Here is a 14552-nt window from a genome sequence, read left to right as displayed (position 1 = left end):
GCTTCACCCTTCGGCTTGCCTATAGATAACGGTGGTGCTGCCCACGACGATCCGCGAGCCGTCGCGGAGCGTAGCGCGGGTGGTGTGCTGCCCGTCCACCACGATGCCGTTGGTGGATCCGAGATCCTGGATCGTCGAGGGCGTTCCGGTCCGGATCTCGCAGTGCCGGCGGGACACGCCGGGGTCGTCGATCCGCACGTCGGCGTCGGTGCTGCGGCCCAGCACGAGCGTCGGGCGGGAGATCTGGTGGCGGGTGCCGTTGATCTCGATCCAGTAGCGGGTGCGCCCGCCGCTCACCGGGGCGGCCGCGGGCCGCTGCGTGGCGGGCTGGGGGTAGCCGTAGCCGCCGGGCCGGGCGCCGGGCGGCGGCGCGGACGGCATCGGGGGCACGCCGGCGGGCGCGGCGGGCGGGTAGCCGTAGCCGCCCGGGGCGCCCGGCGCGGGACGGCCGGGGGCCGGGGCCGCGGGGGCCGCGCCCTGCTGGTTGCTGGAGGAGGCGAGGGTGCGGCTGCGCACCCGGTACAGCCCCGTGTCCAGGTCCTCGGCCTTCTCCAGGTTGACCTTGATCGGGCCCATGAAGGTGTAGCGCTGCTGCTTGGCGTAGTCGCGCACCATGCCGGCCAGCTCGTCGCCGAGCTGCCCGGAGTAGGGGCTGAGCCGCTCGTAGTCCGGCGCGCTCAGCTCCACGATGAAGTCGTTGGGTACGACGGTCCGGTCGCGGTTCCAGATCGTGGCGTTGTTGTCGCACTCACGCTGGAGCGCGCCGGCGATCTCCACGGGCTGGACCTCGGACTTGAAGACCTTGGCGAAGGTGCCGTTCACCAGACCTTCGAGACGCTGCTCGAACTTCTTCAGGACTCCCATGGGGCACCTCCTCCGTCCCTGCCGTCTGCCTTGCCGTGCTCTGTACTGCGTACTGCTGCTGCGTGCTACCGCGCTCTGCTCACTGATCGTATCCACGCGCCCGGCGATCAGCCGGTTCCTGCCATGGATCGTAGAGGCGGGCGCAGACCAGTGTCCCGCACCCGGCTGTGCACCCGGACCGCCTCCTGGCCAGACGGCGGGTACCGGTACGAGGTTGATACGTGAACCGGGTCTCGTTGAAACGTGGGGGGCGGGTGGGGTGGGTAGGAGAGGTTGGTTCGGGGGTGGGTCGGGTCGGGAGCGGGTGCCGGCTCGGGCCAGGTCCGGACGGCGGCGGGTGCGGTGCGGGTACCGATCGGGCCGGTGGGGGCGGGTCCCTGGGCGGTGGGAAGGGATGTGAATCCACCCCGTACGGCGTGCTAATGTTCTGGGTGTCGGAAGGGGCCAGCCCGAAAGGGCCGGGACCGGAAGACACACCCAATGCGCGGGTGGCGGAATAGGCAGACGCGCTGGATTCAGGTTCCAGTGCCCGCAAGGGCGTGGGGGTTCAACTCCCCCCTCGCGCACAGAGACGAGACGGGTCTCTGCCGGTGACGGAAGTCACGGCAGGGGCCCGTTTTGCGTTGCGGTCGTCGTTGTGAGGGATCGCACATCCCAGGGAGAGCGGAGGGGCGGGTCGGCGGTCGGCGGCCGGTTCCCGGGGGCCGGCTCCGCCGGTGAGCTATCTCACGGAAGAGGGTGGCCGCGGGACCCTCAGGTCGCGTCCGGCTGGCAGCGTGGGCACCACACCGTGCCGCGGCCCGCCATGCGTGTACGGCGTAGATGGGCGCCGCAGCGGGGACAGACCGGATCGGGGTCGTCACGGTGGCCGGTGAGCCACGCGTCGCGCTGCGGGACACAGCCCGCGTGGACCGCGGAACGCAGCGTGCGGCGCATGTGCGTGTACAGGCGCCGGCGCTCGGCCTCCGTGAGATCGCCCGCCCGTCTGCCGGGGTGCAGCCCGGCGCGCCACAGGACCTCGTCGGCGAGGAGATTGCCGAGACCGGCCAGCAGGGACTGGTCGGTCAGCGTGGTCTTGATGTGCCCGCGGCGTGCGCAGAGCACGTCCTCGAAACCGGCGCGGTCCACCGCGAGCGCGTCGGGCCCCTGGCGCTCCAGCATCCGTGCCACACCGGAGTCGTCCTCGGCCAGCCAGAGCCCCTGGAGCTTGCGCTGGTCGCGGTAGTGGAGCCGGTGTCCGCCGCTCAGGTCGAACAGGACGCGGTCGTGCGGCTCCACGGGGTCCTCGGGACGGGCGCAGAGCAGCCGGCCGGTCATGCCGAAGTGCAGCAGGAGGGTGGGGCCGCCGGTGCGGGCGAGCAGCCACTTGCCGTGCCGTTCCGGCTCGGTGAACCGCCGCCCCTCCAGCGCCTCGCCCAGCCGCCGCGCGCTCACCCCTTGCAGGACGCCCGCGTCGCGCACGTCCACCCGGCGGATCACCCTGCCCTGCGCACAGGACACGAGCACCCTGCGGAAACCTTCGACATCGGGAAGCTCAGGCATGGTGCGGGTCCGTACCGGGGGGTGAGTGGCGCTGGTGGTCGGGGTGGCCGAGGTGGCCAGCTGGCGACGGTGGCGGCGGCGAGGGTGCCTCCTGCCGACAGGCTTCCCCACATTCGCCCACCCCCTCCTCGTACCTGAGCCGGACGGCCTACGGAGAGAGCGCCGCGGGCCTGACGTGTTTCCGTCACCCGCTGTACGGTCTGCACGAGTTGATGTTCGTGTCGGTTCTCAGCCGACGGGTGTGCGGGGGAGGCGGTCGCGGTGACCGGAACCGGTGGGGAAGCGCTGGCGGACGCGGTGGACCGGGAGACGCGCCGGCTGCCGTGGGTGCCCGGGTTCGCCCAGTGGCCGCGGCAGGGCTCGCCCAAGGAGGAGGGCAAGGCGCTGCGGTCGAGCGTCCCGCGCAGCGCGCACCGCACGCTCGACCTCGACACCGCCCGCCCCGACGCGGTGACCGCGGTCGCCGAGTCCAACGCCGGCCGTATCGAGGAACTGACCCCCATCCGCGTCGGACGGATGGCGGCGACCCCGTTCGCCTTCCTGCGCGGCGCGGCCGGACTCATGGCGTACGACCTGGCCCGCACCCCGATGACCAGGATCGGCACCCAGATATGCGGAGACGCGCACGCGGCCAACTTCGGCCTGTACGGCGACGCCCGCGGTGACCTCGTCATCGACCTGAACGACTTCGACGAGACCGTGCACGGCCCCTGGGAGTGGGATCTGAAGCGGCTCGCCGCCTCGCTGGTGCTCGCGGGGCGGGAGGCCGGCGCGGACGAGGACACGTGCCGCGCCGCCGCGCAGGACGCCGTCGGCGCCTATCGCCGCACCATGCGTCTGCTGGCCAAGCTGCCGGTGCTGGACGCGTGGAACGCCATCGCGGACGAGGAACTGGTCTCCCACACCGACGCCCACGACCTGCTCGGCACCCTGCAGCGGGTCTCGGAGAAGGCCCGCGCCAACACCAGCGGCCGGTTCGCGGCGAAGTCCACGGAGCCGCACGAGGACGGCGGACGGCGCTTCATCGACGCGGCGCCGGTGCTGCGCCGGATCCCGGACGCCGGGGCCGCGGCGGTCGCGGCGTCCCTGGAGGAGTATCTGACGACCCTGCCGGAGGACCGGCACCCGCTGCTCGCCCGGCACGCGGTGCACGACGTGGCCTTCCGGGTGGTCGGCACCGGCAGCGTCGGCACCCGCTCCTACGTCGTACTCCTCCTGGACCACCGCGAGCAGCCGCTGGTCCTCCAGGTCAAGGAGGCCCGCCCCTCCGCGCTCCTGCCGCACCTGGCCACCGCCGGCTTCGAGGCGCCGCCGGTGCAGCACGAGGGCCGCCGGGTCGTCCTCGGCCAGAAGCGGATGCAGGTGGTCAGCGACATCCTGCTCGGCTGGACGACCGTCGAGGAGCGTCCCTTCCAGGTGCGGCAGTTCCGCAACCGCAAGGGCAGCGTCGACCCCGCCGCCCTCCCGGCCGACCAGATCGACGACTACGCCCGCATGACCGGCGCCCTGCTCGCCCGTGCGCACTCCCACAGCGCCGACCCTCGCCTGATCGCCGGCTACTGCGGCAAGAACGAGGAACTGGATGAGGCGATAGCCGCCTTCGCCGTCACCTACGCCGACCGCACGGAGGCCGACCACGCCGAACTGGTGGCCGGCATCAGGACAGGCCGGATCGCGGCCGAACTGGGGGTGTGAGCGGGGCGGCCCTTCCGAGGCACAGCACAGCGTGGAACGGCGGTGCCCGCCAGGGGCCCGGCTCCGCCACCGGCACCCGGCTCCGCCACCGGCACCCGGCTCCGCCGCCGGCACCCGGCTCCGCCACCGGCATACGGCTCCGCCGCCCACCTGCGGTTCCGCCGCCTGGGCACCCGCGACAACACGGACCGGCACCCGGCAGACGAGGCCACCGGCGGCCCTACGGCGTCCGGCTCCGCCCGGACCGCCTACCCTGTTCGCGTGACGACCCCGGATGCCGAACAGTCCCCGCGCCCCGAGGAGCGGCTCGAGCGGGCCGTGCGGGCCGCCGAGCAGGCGTTGATCGAGTACGAGATCGCCGTGGAGACGTTCCGCGTCGAGGTCGAGAACTTCTCCCGGCTGCACGAACAGCGGCTCGGCCCCCTCTACGCCCGGATCGAGGTGCTGGACGCCGAGATCGCCGAGGCGAAGGCCGCCCGCACCGGTGACCCGGAGGACCTCCGGCGCGCCGAGGAGGCCCGCGCCCGGGTCCTGCCGATCCCCGGTGTGGAGGAGCTGCTGCACGGCTGGATGGACGGTGACGGCCTGTTCCCGGAGGCCGCCGCCATGCTGACCGACCAGGCCGTACGGCCCCCGGAGCGGGTGCGGCCCAGCGAGGAGGCCCGCAAGCTCTACCGCGAGCTGGCCCGCAAGGCCCACCCCGACCTCGTACAGGAGGAAGGGGAGCGGCAGCGGCGTGAGGAGTTCCTCACCCGCGTCAACGCCGCCTACGCCCGTGGCGACGAGACCCTGCTGAAGGAGCTGGCGGAGGAGTGGGCGGCCGGCCCGGTGCCGCCCGAGCGGAGTCCGAGCCCCGCCGAGGAGCTGTACGCCCGTCTCGAATGGCTCGCCCAGCGCAAGGAACTGCTCACCCTCGTCGCCCGTGAACTGGAGGAGGGCGCGATCGCCGGCATGCTCCGGCTCGCCCCGGACGACCCCGACGGGCTGCTCGAGGAGATCGCCGGCAAGCTGCGCTCGGACATCGCCCAGCGGGAGGCGGAGCTGGCGGCCCTGCTGGGGCAGGCCTGAGCCGCGGCTCGGTTGGGCCGGACCCGGGGACCTTCGGGTAGCGTCGGAGGCATGAACTTCGGAGCTGGTGTGCCCACGGTCGAGGTCACGGACCTCAAGGACGACGACTTCCTGCTGGACGTCCGCGAGGACGACGAGTGGCAGGCGGGCCACGCCGAGGGAGCGCTGCACATCCCCCTCAGCGAGTTCGTGGCCCGCTACGGCGAGCTGACCGAGGCCGCCCCGCAGGATGCCCGTGTGCACGTCATCTGCCGCTCCGGCGGCCGCTCGGCGCAGGTCACCACGTACCTGGTCCAGCAGGGCATCGACGCGGTGAACGTCGACGGCGGCATGCAGGTCTGGGAGGCCAAGGGCCGCCCGGTGATCACGGACGACGGCCGGCCGGGCTTCGTCCTGTAGCTCCCCCCTGCCGTCCGGGCAGCGCGGTCATCCGGAGCACCCGCTCGCCCGGTCCCGCAGAGCCGCACAGCCGGTTCCCGCGAAGGTCGGCACACGCCGCCCTCAGCGGTCGAAGTCCAGCTCCACCTGTTCCGTCAGCGGATGCGACTGGCAGGCCAGGACGTATCCGGCTTCCGTCTCCTCCGTCTCCAGGGCGAAGTTGCGGTCCATGCGGACCTCGCCGGAGACCAGGAAGGCGCGGCATGTCCCGCAGACGCCGCCCTTGCAGGCGTAGGGCGCGTCGGGGCGGTTGCGCAGGACCGTCTCCAGCAGGGTCTCGCCGTCGCGCACCGGCCAGGTGCCGCCGCGTCCGTCGAGGCAGGCGGTGACCGTGCTGTGCGCGGGGGCCTGGGCGCCGGGGGCCGGGGGTGAGCCCGCGTCCACATGGAAGATCTCCTGGTGGATGCGGGACCGGTCCACGCCGAGCTCGCGCAGCGCCTGCTCGGCGCCCTGCACCAGCCCGTACGGCCCGCACAGGAACCAGCCCGCGACCTCGCCGACCGGCAGCAGCGCGGGCAGCAGCCCGGTGAGCCGCTCGCGGTCCAGCCGTCCGGACGGCAGGCCCGCCTGCTGCTCCTCGCGGGAGAGCACCGTCACCAGCTGGAGCCGCTCCGGGTAGCGGTCCTTCAGGTCGGCGACCTCCTCGAGGAACATCGTCGAGGCGGCCGTACGGTCGCTGCGTATCAGACAGAACCGGGCCGCCGGCTCGCGTGCCAGCAGCGTGGAGACGATGGACAGCACCGGGGTGATGCCGCTGCCGCCGACCACCGCCGCGTACAGCCCCGGCGCCGGGTCCAGCGTGAACCGGCCGGCCGGAGTCATCACCTCCAGCACGTCGCCGACGTTGATCTCCTTCAGCGCGTAGGCGGAGAAGGCGCCGCCCTCCACCAGCCGTACGCCCACCCGCAGGGTGCCGGGGCCCGCGCCGGACGGGTCGGGGGCGGGGGAGCAGATCGAGTAGGTGCGCCGTATCTCGGTGCCGTCGACCCGGCGGCGCAGCGCCAGATGCTGGCCGGGCGCGTGCCGGTACTCCTCGCGCAGCTCGGGCGGGACGGTGAGGGTGAGGGCGACGGAGTCGTCGGTGATCCGGTCGACGTCGGCCACCGGGAGCGGGTGGAAGCGCGCCATCACAACTCCTTGAAGTGGTCGAACGGTTCACGGCAGGCGAGGCAGCGGCGCAGGGCCTTGCACGCGGTGGAGGAGAACCTGCTCAGCAGCTCGGTGTCGGCGGAGCCGCAGTGCGGGCAGCGGACGGGCTCGGCGAGCGTGGCGCCGGTGACCGTGGGCCCGGCGGCCGCGTTCCCGGTGGACGCTTCCTCGGTGCGGGTCGGGCCGAGAGCCAGCGGCACCGGTCCCGAGGCGGTGCGCACCCGCGGGGGAGCTATGCCGAACTCCCGGAGTTTGCGCCGTCCTTCGGGGCTGATGTCGTCGGTCGTCCAGGCGGGGCTGAGCACCCTGCGGACCGTGACCTCGCGCATTCCGTGGGCGCGCAGCACCCGCTCGATGTCCACGCTCATCGCCTCGATGGCGGGGCAGCCGGTGTACGTCGGGGTCAGGTCGACCTCGACCGTGTCGGGGCCGTTGAGGTGCACGGCGCGCACCACGCCGAGCTCCTGGAGCGTGAGCACCGGCAGTTCGGGGTCGGGCACCGAGCCGGCCAGCTCCAGCAGCTCCGCCTCCAGGGAGGTCGTGGTCACCATGTCGCTCCCGGGTGGCTGCGGTGCAGATGCTGCATCTCGGCGAGCATCCTTCCGAACGGCTCGGTGTGCACGCCCTGCCGGCCGGCGCCGGCCGACCAGGCGCCGGTGCGCGGTCCCTCGGGGAGCGGGAGCGTGGCACGGCCGAGGACGTCCTGGACGGACTCCTGCCAGCGTGCGTCCAGGCCCGCCCAGTCGGCGTCGAGGCCCTCCACCGGCTGGAACATCTCCCCGGTGAACCTCCACAGCGCCGCGCAGGCACGGCGCATCCGCTCGTGGCTGGTCTCGGTGCCGTCGCCGAGGCGGAGCGTCCACTGCTCGGCGTGGTCGCGGTGGTAGGCGACCTCCTTGACCGCCTTCGCGGCGAGGGACGCGAACGGGCCGTCACCGGCGGCCAGTTCGGCGTAGAGCAGATGCTGGTAGGTGGAGAAGTACAGCTGGCGGGCAATGGTGTGGGCGAAGTCGCCGTTCGGCTGCTCGACCAACTGGAGATTGGTGAAGGACCGTTCCTCGCGCAGATAGGCCAGTTCATCCTCGTCGCCGGCCATGGACAGCAGCACCCGGGCCTGGCCGAGCAGGTCGAGGGCGATGTTGGCGAGGGCGACCTCCTCCTCCAGGACGGGGGCGTGCCCGGCCCACTCCCCCAGCCGGTGGGAGAGCACCAGGGCGTCGTCGCCGAGGGCGAGCGCGGCGGTCACCGGGACGGTGGCGGGGCCGGTGGCGGTCACAGGTGCTTCACCCCTTCCGGGATCTCGTAGAAGGTCGGGTGCCGGTAGGGCTTGTCGGCGGCCGGCTCGAAGAACGGGTCCTTCTCGTCCGGCGAGGACGCGGTGATCGCGGCGGCCGGGACCACCCAGATCGACACGCCCTCGCCGCGGCGGGTGTACAGATCGCGGGCGTTGCGCAGGGCCAGCTCGGCGTCCGGGGCGTGCAGGCTGCCGGCGTGGGTGTGGGAGAGGCCGCGCCGGGAGCGCACGAAGACCTCCCACAGGGGCCAGTCGGTGGTGCTCATGCTCGCTCCGCTCCTGTCTCGTGTCCTGCCTCACCGGTGCGGCCGGTGCCGCCGGTGTGCTTGGCCGCGTAGGCGGCGGCCGCTTCCCGTACCCACGCTCCCTCGTCGTGGGCGCGCCTGCGCTGGGTGATCCGCTGTTCGTTGCACGGGCCGTTGCGCTTGAGGACCTCCCAGAACTCCGTCCAGTCGATCGGGCCGAAGTCGTAGTGCCCGCGCTCCTCGTTCCACTCGATGTCCGGGTCAGGGAGGGTGAGGCCCAGGGACTCGGCCTGAGGGACGCAGATGTCGACGAAGCGCTGGCGCAGCTCGTCGTTGGAGTGGCGCTTGATCTTCCACGCCATCGACTGGGCGGAGTGCTGGGACTCGTCGTCGGGCGGGCCGAACATCATCAGCGACGGCCACCACCAGCGGTTCACCGCGTCCTGGGCCATCGCGTGCTGCTCGGGTGTGCCCTTGCTCAGGGCCAGCAGCAGTTCGTAGCCCTGGCGCTGGTGGAAGGACTCCTCCTTGCAGATCCGCACCATCGCCCGCGCGTACGGTCCGTAGGAGCAGCGGCACAGCGGCACCTGGTTGGTGATCGCGGCGCCGTCCACCAGCCAGCCGATCGCGCCGACGTCGGCCCAGGTCAGCGTCGGGTAGTTGAAGATCGAGGAGTACTTCTGGCGGCCGCTGTGCAGTTTGTCGAGCAGCTCGTCGCGGCCGGTGCCGAGGGTCTCGGCCGCGCTGTACAGATACAGGCCGTGGCCGGCCTCGTCCTGCACCTTGGCCATCAGGATCGCCTTGCGGCGCAGGGAGGGCGCGCGGGTGATCCAGTTGGCCTCCGGCTGCATGCCGATGATCTCGGAGTGCGCGTGCTGGGCGATCTGCCGGACCAGGGTGGCGCGATAGGCGTCCGGCATCCAGTCGCGCGGTTCGATGCGTTCGTCGGCGGCCACGGCCGCGTCGAAGGCGTGCTGGAAGGTCGCCGTGTCGGCGGTGTCCGGTGCGCCGCCCGCCGCTGTACGGGCCGTGCGCTGCGCGGCTGCTGTGGCCATGCGGTCCCCCTGACCTCGGGCTATGCGGTGACATCTGTCCCGACCGATCGTTCGGTCCGTGCGCCATCAATGGTGTGCCGGGCCGCGGTGGGGTGTCAACCGCTGTGGAAAACTCCGCCGCCGGGCTTGTGGACAACCTGCGCGAGGCCAGGTGAGACCAGGTGGGGCCGGGTGCGGCGCCGTACCACGTGGCGAGGACCACGGCCGTGGCCCGTACCCGGGGCTGCGCGGGGTGGCCCGGGCTGAGTACCGTTCCGTGCTGACGCCGAGTGGCGTAGGTGAAAGGTGGGGCGCTCGTGGTGGGCGCCGGATCACTGAGCGGACCACCGAGCCGAACGACGAGCCGAAACGGGGGACGGGGCGGAATGGACGCGTACGACGAGGACCCGGGGGCCCGGCAGGACCCCGGCGGGCCGGCCGGGGCGCGTCTCCCGGAAAGTCCCCCGGACGGTGTGGGTGCCTCGACCGGCGAGGACTCCTCGGCCGGCAAGGGCTCCCAGGCGGACGTGGATCCCGTGGCCGGCACGGATTCCCCGGCGGTGCCGGGTTCCACGGGCGGTCAGGGCGCTGCGGCGGGCACGGGCGGCGAGGACGCCGATGGCGTGGGCGGTGGTGTGACCGGCGCGGTGGCCAGGACTGGCGCCGGCGGTATGACCGGCGCGGTGGCCGGGTCCGGCGCTTCCACGCCGCCCCCCGCCCCCCGTACCGGTGTCGCCGCCCTCTCCCCCCGCTACCAGGTCGTCGCGGCGCTGGCGCTCGCGGTGGTCGCGGTCGGCGCCTGTGTGCATCTGCTGATGGTGTTCCTCAGCCTCGCTCCCGCCAACACGGTGACCAAGCAGCACGGCAAGGCGGTCGAGGAGTGGGTGTTCCCGGAGTTCGAGCAGAACTGGAAGCTGTTCGCGCCGAATCCGCTGCAGCAGAACATCGCCGTCCAGGTGCGCGCCGTCGTACGCACGAAGGACGGCGGGCTGCGCACCACCGGCTGGACGGACCTCTCCGCCCAGGACGGCGCCGCGATCGACGGCAACCCGGTGCCGAGCCACACCCAGCAGAACGAGCTGCGCCGATCCTGGGACTTCTTCACCGCCACGCACAGCGCCGACAACCGCCCCGTGGGCATGCGCGGCTCCCTGTCCGAGCAGTACCTGCGCCGGATCGTGGTGATGCGCCTGTACCGGACGTATCCGGCCGACCTCGACGGGATCATCCAGCGCGTGCAGATCCGTTCGAGCACCACCAATGTGCAACCGCCGGCGTGGAGCGGTGAGCGCGTGTCCGACAAGCCCGTCTACCGTGTGCTGCCCTGGTGGACCGTGACGGCCGACGAGGCAGCGGGAGGTGTGCGGTGAACCGGCTCTCCCTGACCCTCTCGCGCGGCATCGCCAACGTCACCGGGTCGGCTCTCGGGCCGTACCAGAGCGCCGTGATACGCATCGGCTTCGCCGGTACCTGGCTGCTGTTCCTGCTGCGCGAGTTCCCCCACCGCGAGGAGCTGTACGGCCCGGCCGGGCCCTGGGGCTGGAACCTGGCCAAGGAGCTGACCGACGACAACCACGCCTTCACGGCCCTGTTGTGGTCGCACGGACAGCTGTGGTTCGAGTGCTGTTACGCGCTGGCGATCGCGGCCAGCGCGGCGCTGCTGATCGGCTGGCGCACCCGGACGGCGTCGGTGCTGTTCATGGTGGGCGTGCTGTCGCTGCAGAACCGCAGCGTCTTCATGGGCGACGGCGGCGACAACGTCCTGCACCTGATGTCCTTCTACCTCGTGTTCACGCGCTGTGGGCAGGTGTGGTCCCTGGACGCGCGGCGGGCGGCGCGCGCCGAGGCGGCACGCGCGCGTGGGGAGCGGGTGCCCGCCGACCGGGTCGGCCCCGCTCTGTGGTCGGTGTTCGGCCTGACGCTCCTCGTCGCGACGTTCACCGGCCGGTTCGACAGCGGCTGGCTGATCCCCGCGCTGCTGTGGACGGCGTGGGCGGCGCAGGGCCTGTGGTGGGCCGTCGGCCGCCGGGCGACATCACAGCAGCCGCGCATCCTGCTGGACGTCGTCGCCAACGTCCTGCACAACGGCGGCCTGCTCGTGATCATGGCGGAGGCGTGCCTGATCTACGCGACGGCCGGCTGGTACAAGATCCAGGGCTCGCGCTGGCAGGACGGCACCGCCGTCTACTACCCGCTTCACCTGGACTACTTCTCGCCGTGGCCGGGACTCGCCGACCTGATGTCCTCCAGTGGCACGATCATGCTGGCCGTCGCCTACGGCACGGTCGCGGTCCAGGTCGCCTTCCCGTTCACCCTGTTCAACCGGCGGGCCAAGAACGTCCTGCTGGTGCTGATGATGACCGAGCACGCGGTGATCGCGGTCGTGCTCGGCCTGCCGTTCTTCTCGCTGGCGATGATCGCCGCGGACGCGGTCTTCCTGCCGACGTCGTTCCTGCGCCGGCTGGGCGCGCTGGCCGCACGCGCGCGTGGACGGCTCGTCCGGCACGAGCGTGACGGCCATGGGGTGCCCGTGCCGCGCTCTTCCGGTGACGGCCCTGACGTCGCCTCCGAGGACAGCGCCGAGGGCCGCGTAGGGTTCACGGCATGACCGACCCGCTGACCCGCTGGCGTGAGCGTGCCGGTGACGCCGTGCTGCTCGACGGCTTCCACGCCCTCAAGCACGCGCTGCGTTTCGGCGCGGAGATCCCGGTGGCGGTCGCCACGGACCGGCGGGCCGCGCTCGCCCTCGCAGAGGACCTGGCCGGGGACGTACGGGACGCGCTCGACGCGCTGCTCACCGAGGTGCCCGCCGAGGCGTACGCCTCGCTCGTTCCGCGGCCGCACCCCACCGGGGTGGCCGCGCTCGCCGTACGGCCGTCGCGCGAGGCCAATCTGCGCAGGCTCGCCCACAGGCCCCGCACCGCGCCCGTCGTGGTCCTGGACAACCCGCGCAACCTGGGCAACGCCGGTGCCGTGATCCGGCTGGCCGCCGGTTTCGGGGCGACCGGCGTGGTCACCACGGGCACGCTCGACCCCTGGCATCCCACGGTGGTGCGCGGCGGCGCCGGCCTGCACTTCGCGACCGCCGTCGAGCGGCTCGACGTCGGCGAGCTGCCCCCGGGGCCGGTGTACGCGCTGGACCCCGAGGGCGACGACATCCGGGGCGTGCGGCTCCCGGACGACGCCGTCCTCGCCTTCGGCTCCGAGCGCAGCGGGCTGTCGGCGGAACTGCGCGCGCGTGCCGGGCATTTGCTGTCCCTGCCGATGCGCCCCCAGGTCTCCAGCTACAACCTGGCCACGAGTGTGGCGATGACGCTGTACCACTGGAGCGCCGGGGGCGCGCTCATGCCTTCCTAGGCCTGGCGGCGGACTTCGACGACCCGGAAACGGTTGGCCACGAACGCTCCGTCGCACAGCGCGGCGTTGGCCGCCGGGTTGCCGCCCGAGCCGTGGAAGTCGGAGAAGGCGGCGGTCTGGTTCACGTACACCCCGCCGGTCAGGTTGAGCGACAACTGGGCCGCCTCCTCCAGGCACACCTCCTCGACGGCCCGCTCCATCTCGCTGTCGGTCGTGTAGGCGCCGACCGTCATCGCGCCCTTCTCGCGGACCGTGCGGCGCAGCAGCTCCACCGCGTCGTGCGCGGAGTCGACGGCCACGGCGAAGGACACCGGGCCGAAGCACTCGCTCATGTAGGCGGCCTCGGCGTCCGGCTTGGCGCCGTCCAGCTTGACGATGACGGGCGTGCGGACCACCGCGCCGGGGAAGTCCGGGTTGGTGATCTCCCGCGAGGCGAGGGCCACTTCGCCGAGTCCGGCGGCGGCCTCCAGACGGGCCTTGACGTCCGGATTGACGATCGCGCCCAGCAGGGCGTTCGCCCGGGCGTCGTCGCCGAGGAGGCCGTCGACCGCGCGGGCGAGGTCGGCGGTGACCTCGTCGAAGGTCTTGGGGCCCTCGTCGGTGCGGATGCCGTCCCGGGGGATCAGCAGGTTCTGCGGGGTGGTGCACATCTGGCCGCTGTACAGCGACAGCGAGAACGCCAGGTTGGACAGCATCCCCTTGTAGTCGTCGGTGGAGTGCACGATCACCGTGTTGACGCCGGCCTTCTCGGTGTAGACCTGCGCCTGGCGGGCGTTGGCCTCCAGCCAGTCGCCGAAGGACGTGGACCCGGTGTAGTCGATGATCTTGATCTCGGGGCGGGTGGCGAGGGTCTTGGCGATGCCCTCGCCGGGGCGCTCGGCGGCCAGCGCCACCAGGTTCGGGTCGAAGCCCGTCTCGGTGAGCACCTGACGCGCGGTCTGCACGGTGAGCGCGAGCGGCAGCACCGCGCGCGGGTGGGGCTTGACCAGGACCGCGTTGCCGGTGGCGAGGGAGGCGAACAGGCCCGGGTAGCCGTTCCAGGTCGGGAAGGTGTTGCAGCCGATGAGCAGGGCGAGGCCGCGCGGGACCGGCGTGAACTGCTTGGTGAGGGCCAGGGGGTCTCGCTTGCCCTGGGGCTTGGTCCACTCGGCCGTCTCGGGCGTGCGGATCTGCTCCGCGTACGCGTACGCCACCGCCTCCAGGCCGCGGTCCTGGGCGTGCGGGCCGCCCGCCTGGAACGCCATCATGAAGGCCTGGCCGGAGGTGTGCATGACCGCGTGCGCGAACTGGTGCGTGCGGTCGCTGATGCGCCTGAGGATCTCCAGGCAGACCATGGCCCGGATCTCCGGGCCCGCCTCCCGCCAGGCGCGCTGCCCGGCCTTCATCGCGGGCAGCAGGACGTCGATGTCGGGGTGCGGGTAGGTCACGCCCAGCTCGATGCCGTACGGGGACACTTCGCCGCCCACCCAGTCGTCGGTGCCGGGCTGGTCGGTGAGGTCGAGGCGGTTGCCCAGCAGGGGGTCGAAGGCGGCCTTGCCCGCCGCGGCGTCCAGGCTGCCGTTCTCGCCGTAGGCCTTGGGGTGCTCGGGGTGCGGGGACCAGTACGCGCGCGTGCGGATCGCTTCCAGCGCCTGGTCGAGCGTGGGCCGGTGCTTGGCGATCAGCTCGTGGGCGGTCGGTTCGGCGGCCATACGGGACCAACTCCTCGTCTGGAGAACTCGTCTTCGAGTCCATGACCTTGGCGGAAACCTGGCAGGAATCGGCAGGTGCGGCGCTATGCGCCTCGTTCTTGTTGGTGGCGGGTGACGGGCGGGACGGTCAGGGCTAGAGTAACCGAACGATCGGTCGGGACAAGGGGGCCTGCCG

At 72.5% G+C, this 14552-nt stretch carries 14 protein-coding genes and 1 tRNA gene; 7 read left to right on the top strand and 8 right to left on the bottom strand.

Going from position 1 to position 14552, the window contains the following annotated elements; all coding sequences use genetic code 11:
• Positions 1 to 3 precede the first annotated feature (3 nt).
• Entirely contained in the window at positions 4 to 864 is an 861-nt protein-coding gene (locus tag AB0950_RS16580) for a DUF3662 and FHA domain-containing protein (RefSeq protein ID WP_360153154.1), read from the bottom strand.
• Between the two features lie 482 nt (positions 865 to 1346).
• On the opposite strand from AB0950_RS16580, the gene AB0950_RS16575 reads away from it, so the two are divergent.
• Positions 1347 to 1430: transfer RNA gene (locus tag AB0950_RS16575), tRNA-Leu, on the top strand.
• Positions 1431 to 1617: 187 nt separating this feature from the next.
• Here the strand turns inward: AB0950_RS16575 and AB0950_RS16570 are convergent.
• On the bottom strand, positions 1618 to 2406 hold the full coding sequence (locus AB0950_RS16570) for a DNA-formamidopyrimidine glycosylase family protein (RefSeq protein WP_366778774.1): 789 nt from the start codon (positions 2404 to 2406) through the stop codon (positions 1618 to 1620).
• A gap of 261 nt (positions 2407 to 2667) precedes the next feature.
• Between AB0950_RS16570 and AB0950_RS16565 the strand changes: the two genes are divergently transcribed.
• The 3 genes from AB0950_RS16565 to AB0950_RS16555 all read left to right on the top strand — a co-directional run bounded on the left by AB0950_RS16565 (position 2668) and on the right by AB0950_RS16555 (position 5568).
• On the top strand, positions 2668 to 4101 hold the full coding sequence (locus AB0950_RS16565; RefSeq protein ID WP_366778773.1) for a DUF2252 domain-containing protein: 1434 nt from the start codon (positions 2668 to 2670) through the stop codon (positions 4099 to 4101).
• 261 nt (positions 4102 to 4362) lie between these two features.
• The gene (locus AB0950_RS16560) at positions 4363 to 5169 is read left to right on the top strand and encodes a hypothetical protein (RefSeq protein ID WP_360153145.1); all 807 of its coding nucleotides are present in this window, start codon (positions 4363 to 4365) and stop codon (positions 5167 to 5169) included.
• Positions 5170 to 5238: 69 nt separating this feature from the next.
• A complete protein-coding gene (locus AB0950_RS16555; RefSeq protein ID WP_366778875.1) occupies positions 5239 to 5568 on the top strand; it encodes a rhodanese-like domain-containing protein in 330 nt (109 codons plus the stop codon).
• A gap of 102 nt (positions 5569 to 5670) precedes the next feature.
• Here the strand turns inward: AB0950_RS16555 and AB0950_RS16550 are convergent, their stop codons facing one another.
• Genes AB0950_RS16550 through paaA form a run of 5 tightly spaced genes read right to left on the bottom strand, consistent with a single transcriptional unit; the run spans position 5671 to position 9350 of the window.
• A complete protein-coding gene (locus AB0950_RS16550) occupies positions 5671 to 6735 on the bottom strand; it encodes a 2Fe-2S iron-sulfur cluster-binding protein (RefSeq protein WP_366778772.1) in 1065 nt (354 codons plus the stop codon).
• Positions 6735 to 7307: a 1,2-phenylacetyl-CoA epoxidase subunit PaaD gene (gene paaD / locus AB0950_RS16545; protein ID WP_360571653.1), complete on the bottom strand. Its 573-nt coding sequence runs from the start codon at positions 7305 to 7307 to the stop codon at positions 6735 to 6737. Before paaD ends, AB0950_RS16550 begins: the two co-directional genes overlap by 1 nt.
• On the bottom strand, positions 7301 to 8032 hold the full coding sequence (gene paaC / locus AB0950_RS16540; protein WP_360571655.1) for a 1,2-phenylacetyl-CoA epoxidase subunit PaaC: 732 nt from the start codon (positions 8030 to 8032) through the stop codon (positions 7301 to 7303). Before paaC ends, paaD begins: the two co-directional genes overlap by 7 nt.
• Entirely contained in the window at positions 8029 to 8316 is a 288-nt protein-coding gene (gene paaB / locus AB0950_RS16535) for a 1,2-phenylacetyl-CoA epoxidase subunit PaaB (protein ID WP_014673816.1), read from the bottom strand. The genes paaC and paaB overlap by 4 nt, the downstream gene beginning before the upstream one ends.
• Positions 8313 to 9350, bottom strand: coding sequence for a 1,2-phenylacetyl-CoA epoxidase subunit PaaA (gene paaA, locus AB0950_RS16530; protein ID WP_366778771.1), 1038 nt, complete (start codon positions 9348 to 9350; stop codon positions 8313 to 8315). The genes paaB and paaA overlap by 4 nt, the downstream gene beginning before the upstream one ends.
• A gap of 365 nt (positions 9351 to 9715) precedes the next feature.
• Between paaA and AB0950_RS16525 the strand changes: the two genes are divergently transcribed.
• Genes AB0950_RS16525 through AB0950_RS16515 form a run of 3 tightly spaced genes read left to right on the top strand, consistent with a single transcriptional unit; the run spans position 9716 to position 12686 of the window.
• The gene (locus tag AB0950_RS16525) at positions 9716 to 10699 is read left to right on the top strand and encodes a DUF5819 family protein (protein ID WP_360571657.1); all 984 of its coding nucleotides are present in this window, start codon (positions 9716 to 9718) and stop codon (positions 10697 to 10699) included.
• Positions 10696 to 11937 (top strand): HTTM domain-containing protein, encoded by a 1242-nt coding sequence (locus AB0950_RS16520; RefSeq protein WP_366778770.1) that lies wholly within the window; start codon positions 10696 to 10698, stop codon positions 11935 to 11937. The genes AB0950_RS16525 and AB0950_RS16520 overlap by 4 nt, the downstream gene beginning before the upstream one ends.
• Entirely contained in the window at positions 11934 to 12686 is a 753-nt protein-coding gene (locus AB0950_RS16515; RefSeq protein ID WP_366778769.1) for a TrmH family RNA methyltransferase, read from the top strand. Before AB0950_RS16520 ends, AB0950_RS16515 begins: the two co-directional genes overlap by 4 nt.
• Here AB0950_RS16515 and paaN read toward each other — a convergent pair.
• Positions 12683 to 14377 carry a phenylacetic acid degradation protein PaaN gene (paaN, locus tag AB0950_RS16510; protein WP_366778768.1) on the bottom strand — a complete coding sequence of 565 codons (1695 nt, stop codon included), beginning with the start codon at positions 14375 to 14377 and terminating at the stop codon, positions 12683 to 12685. The genes AB0950_RS16515 and paaN overlap by 4 nt on opposite strands.
• Between the last annotated feature and the right edge of the window lie 175 nt (positions 14378 to 14552).

The sequence above is a fragment of the Streptomyces sp. NPDC007189 genome, assembly GCF_040703635.1.
Classification (GTDB): domain Bacteria; phylum Actinomycetota; class Actinomycetes; order Streptomycetales; family Streptomycetaceae; genus Streptomyces.
The sequence above is the reverse complement of the archived record's forward strand: the minus strand, read 5'-3'. Positions and strand labels throughout refer to the sequence as shown.

Excerpts from the sequence above, each read along its gene's own strand:
- AB0950_RS16580 (WP_360153154.1), bottom strand. The coding sequence starts at position 864 with ATGGGAGTCCTGAAGAAGTTCGAGCAGCGTCTCGAAGGTCTGGTGAAC.
- paaB (WP_014673816.1), bottom strand. The coding sequence starts at position 8,316 with ATGAGCACCACCGACTGGCCCCTGTGGGAGGTCTTCGTGCGCTCCCGG.
- AB0950_RS16550 (WP_366778772.1), bottom strand. The coding sequence starts at position 6,735 with ATGGCGCGCTTCCACCCGCTCCCGGTGGCCGACGTCGACCGGATCACC.
- paaD (WP_360571653.1), bottom strand. The coding sequence starts at position 7,307 with ATGGTGACCACGACCTCCCTGGAGGCGGAGCTGCTGGAGCTGGCCGGC.
- AB0950_RS16570 (WP_366778774.1), bottom strand. The coding sequence starts at position 2,406 with ATGCCTGAGCTTCCCGATGTCGAAGGTTTCCGCAGGGTGCTCGTGTCC.
- paaN (WP_366778768.1), bottom strand. The coding sequence starts at position 14,377 with ATGGCCGCCGAACCGACCGCCCACGAGCTGATCGCCAAGCACCGGCCC.
- paaA (WP_366778771.1), bottom strand. The coding sequence starts at position 9,350 with ATGGCCACAGCAGCCGCGCAGCGCACGGCCCGTACAGCGGCGGGCGGC.
- AB0950_RS16525 (WP_360571657.1), top strand. The coding sequence starts at position 9,716 with ATGGACGCGTACGACGAGGACCCGGGGGCCCGGCAGGACCCCGGCGGG.
- AB0950_RS16515 (WP_366778769.1), top strand. The coding sequence starts at position 11,934 with ATGACCGACCCGCTGACCCGCTGGCGTGAGCGTGCCGGTGACGCCGTG.